The sequence below is a fragment of the Armatimonadota bacterium genome, from assembly GCA_020354555.1.
Lineage (GTDB): Bacteria > Armatimonadota > Hebobacteria.
This window is the reverse complement of sequence record CP070648.1, coordinates 2,095,585-2,099,485: the sequence shown is the minus strand read 5'-3', so window position 1 is coordinate 2,099,485 and position 3,901 is coordinate 2,095,585. Positions and strand designations below refer to the sequence as shown.

4 protein-coding genes are annotated in these 3,901 nt (G+C 65.6%); 3 read left to right on the top strand and 1 reads right to left on the bottom strand.

Annotated elements, in window-relative coordinates:
* From JSV65_08535 to JSV65_08525, 3 genes are all read left to right on the top strand, one after another.
* The coding region (locus tag JSV65_08535; GenBank protein ID UCH36386.1) for a hypothetical protein at positions 1-181 on the top strand (181 nt) is incomplete at its 5' end.
* A 22-nt stretch (positions 182-203) separates the two neighbouring features.
* Positions 204-971 carry a nucleoside phosphorylase gene (locus JSV65_08530; GenBank protein UCH36385.1) on the top strand — a complete coding sequence of 256 codons (768 nt, stop codon included), beginning with the start codon at positions 204-206 and terminating at the stop codon, positions 969-971.
* Between the two features lie 36 nt (positions 972-1,007).
* A complete protein-coding gene (locus tag JSV65_08525; GenBank protein UCH36384.1) occupies positions 1,008-2,318 on the top strand; it encodes a DegT/DnrJ/EryC1/StrS family aminotransferase in 1,311 nt (436 codons plus the stop codon).
* Between the two features lie 66 nt (positions 2,319-2,384).
* Here JSV65_08525 and JSV65_08520 read toward each other — a convergent pair.
* Positions 2,385-3,901 (bottom strand): hypothetical protein (locus tag JSV65_08520; GenBank protein ID UCH36383.1); only part of this gene is annotated, 1,517 nt, incomplete at its 5' end.

The window sequence follows — 3,901 nt, the reverse complement described above, 5'->3', positions numbered from 1 at the left end:
CGGCCTGTTCCGGCTCGAGCCCCACGTCCGCGACAAGTTCGGGACGCACTGCGGCATGTTGGAGATCAACTGGAACTTCCGCGTCCGGCCGGACGGCTCGGTCGTGCAGCCAACCGCCGACGACCTGCGCGCCACAAGCATCCAGTACTTGCGCGCGATAGCGACAATGCCCACCGACTGACGATCGCTGCAAGAGGATCGAGATGCGCCGACGGCGATACCCGATACTTGAGTTTGACGCAACGCGCGACGCGGTGATCGAGCCGAGTCGCCTCATCGCGCCGATGGATGTCCCCGAACACTGCGTCATCTGCTTCTTTCAGGAGGTCATCGGAGGCTTGCGCGATGAGCACGGCGCGCGAGAAATAGCGCGCGACCGGTCGGAGTACGCGGAGCACCCGCTGTACGAGATCGCGGTTGAGGGCCGGCGGCTGGCGGTGTTTCACCCGGGCGTCGGCGCGTCCATGGCGGCGGCATTGTTCGAGTATCCGATCGCGCTTGGATGTCGCAAGTTCATCGCGTGCGGCGGCGCAGGGGTGCTCGACCGCGAGATTGCGGTTGGGCATGTTGTTGTGGCGACGTCGGGGGTCCGGGACGAGGGCACGTCGTACCACTATCTGCCGCCGAGTCGCGAGGTCGAAGCCAGTTCGAAGGCAATTGCTGCGATCGAGACGGTTCTCAAGGCGCACCACTGCGCCTATGTCCTCGGCAAGACATGGACCACCGATGCGTTCTACCGCGAGACGCCGGAGAAGGTGAAGCTCCGCAAATCGGAGGGCTGTCTAACAGTCGAAATGGAGGCGGCGGCGCTGTTCGCGGTTGCCCAGTTCCGCGGAGTGACACTCGGGCAGATGCTCTACGGAGGCGATGATGTCAGCGGCATCGATTGGGATCACAGAGATTGGCACGGCCGGGCGTCGGTGCGCGAGAAGCTGTTCTGGTTGGCGGCGGAGGCGTGCCTGCTGCTGTGAGGCGTCGTGTCTGAGGTCCGACGAGGAGAGCGTACAATGAGCAAGACCGATCAACTGGCGCTGGAAGGCGGATCGAAAGCGGTCACGCTGCCCAACGCCGATCACTATCCGCAGATCACCGAGGCGGAGATTGACGCGGTAGTGGACGTGATGCGCAAGGGCCAGATCTCGATCGGTGACGGTTCCGGGGTGATCGGCGAACTAGAGCGCAGCTTCGCGGAGATGGTCGGCACGAGATACGCGCTCGCACAATGCAACGGCACCTCGTGCCTGCATTCGGCTTTCTTCGCTGCGGGCGTCGGGTTTGGCGACGAGGTCATTGTGCCGTCGTACACCTGGCACGCGAGCATCTCGCCCATCCTGCACTGCGGCGGCACGCCGGTGTTCTGCGACATTGATCCGCGGACGCACACCGCCGACCCCGCAGATATCGAGCGCAAGATCACCGCGCAGACGAAGGCGATTGCGATCACCCACGTCTATGGCAACATCGCCGAGATGGATGCCATCATGGACATTGCGGACGAGCACAAGCTGATCGTGATCGAAGACGCCTCTCACGCTCACGGTGGAACGTATGACGGCAAGCAGGTCGGCTCGATCGGCCACATCGGATGCTTCAGTCTCCAGGGCAGCAAGCCCGTCACCGGCGGTGAGGCCGGCATCATCACGACGAACGACACCGAGTTGTACGAGCGGATCCTGATCCTCGGGCACTACGGGCGAATCTCAAAGGATCTCGTCACCGACAAGTACCGCGACCTGCACAATATCGGCCTCGGCATCAAGTACCGCGCTCATCCCCTGGCGTGTGCGATGGCGAACGTGCAGTTGAAACGGCTGCCTGAGCTGAACGAGAAGCGGCGGCAGTGTTTCGCGGTGCTCGACGAGGGGCTCGGCAAGATCGCGGTGATTCGACCCGTAGCAGTGCTGCCGAAGGCGCAGCGCGGCGGGCTGCTTGCGTACACCGCGACGTACGACGCCGAGGCGGCCGGAGCGTCGCTGTTCGCGTTCCTCACCGCTCTGCAAGCCGAGGGCGTGAGCACCGCGCCCACTATCACCCCGTTCGGCTACGGGCGCATGCACCTCGAACCGGCCTTCAACGAGTTCCCCTTCCAAGGGCTCGGCGGGCCCTGGGGAAGCCCGGGAGGCGACAACCGCAAGTCAACTGCCCCCGGTTCGCTTCCCGTGAGCGAGCGAGTCGCCGCGAGCGTGTTCTGGCTGCCCGCGTTCACGCAACCGGAGCCCGGCCTGTTGGAGCAGTACATCGAGGCGGTGGAGAAGGTGGTCGCGCAGGCACCGCGGCTGCCGGGGCTGGTGGATGAGCCCGAGTCGCACGCGGGTTAGAGGTCGCCGCCTGGCGCTCGTTGATCGCCGGCGTGGTCGGCGAGCGACACATCAATGCCGGGCACGTCATTCCGTGCAGGTATAGGACTTCGTCCCGAGCCCCGCGTTGATCCCCGACCATGCCGCCTGCATCACGCACTCGCCGATGAGCAGCCCGGCGAAGAACGGGAACGCCGCTCGGTAGGCGCGCAGTCCGCCCCACCGCAGCAGGCTCGCCTTGATCGCCCACACCAGGAAGACCGAGAACCACATATGGTGCATGCCGTAGCCGGCGGTGATCGTGAATCCGACGTAGTGGAGCGGGAAGGACGGGAAACGGGACCGCAGCAACGCGAGGGCGCAGGTAATGAGGAACCCGCTCGCGATTCCAACCGCGGGCCCCGGCCGCCAGCGCTCGGAGGACGTCAGCAGCGCGCGGGCATCGTCCATCATCCAATCGCCGGAGGCGCCTTGCCAGTAGTACGCCTGGGCGCCGAGGCCGTAGCGAAAGTAGAGGGAGAGAGTGATAAGGAGCCCGCTCGGAATCGCGACGAGCAGGGCGAGCGGGATCACCCAGCGCCATCCGCCGGCGCCGTCCGCCCGCAGACGCAGGCCGTCGGTCATGGCGCCGATGGGGTTGCGCTGGCCCCACCGGGTGAAGCTGTTGAGGTACAAGGAGAGGCCGACGATGCTGCGCTGATCCAGGAAATGCGGGCCGAGCGCGACCTTCATCGCGGCGTCGCCCTGGCCGATGGTAAGGCCGGGGTCGGGCGGGGCGGCCTGCGCGCGCAGGCGGGCCAGGCCCAAAGAGAACGCGAGGAAGAGCATCACGAACAGCGCTGCCGCCCACCAGGAGAGCCCCACCAAGAAGCGCACAAACAGGGCCGCGAGCACGCCGCCGCCTGCTATCAGCCACACCAGCTTCCTGCCCGGCTCGTCGAGCGAGCCGAACCTCGCCGAGCGCAGGACATTGCGCAGGTGCATGCGGCCTATCCAGGGCACGTAGAGCGCGAGGGCGAGGTAGCTGCCGTAGGTGTTCTCGGTCACGTACGGCGCTCCCTGGTAGATGTTCGGGTCGCCAAAGCCCAGCATATTGGTCACCACGAGGGCGGCCTTCCACAGCCAGACGAAGAACCACGCGCTGAAGAGGACGTCGGTGGGAACGAAGAACCCGATGCCGATGACGTAGAGGTTGAGCGCGAAGATGATGGGCCAAGCGGAGGTCCACGGCCGCGCCGCAGTCAGGTAGTCGGCGTAGTGGACGATCTTCAGGGGCGGGAGCTGCGGGAAGAGGCGCGTCGCGCCGTTGAGGCCGTGGAGTGCGACGGGAAGCAGGATGCCGATCCACAACAGCCGGGAGGCGATAAGCTTGCGGCCCGATTCGACGAGCGACAGCGGAAGCTGTACCACGGGGTATGCCAAGCGTTCGTGACGCGCCCACTGTCGAGAGAAGATGATAGCGACGCCGTAGAGCAGGAGCGAGAGCAGCAGGATAAAGGCGAACCACAGGAAGAGCAGAGTACCTACTGCCGCGGCGACGGCCGTCCAGGGCGGCGCCCCAACGCCCTGGTAGAGGGGATTCAGACTCCCGGCTTCGTGTTCCT

Excerpts from the sequence above, each read along its gene's own strand:
- JSV65_08530 (UCH36385.1), top strand. The coding sequence starts at position 204 with ATGCGCCGACGGCGATACCCGATACTTGAGTTTGACGCAACGCGCGAC.
- JSV65_08525 (UCH36384.1), top strand. The coding sequence starts at position 1,008 with ATGAGCAAGACCGATCAACTGGCGCTGGAAGGCGGATCGAAAGCGGTC.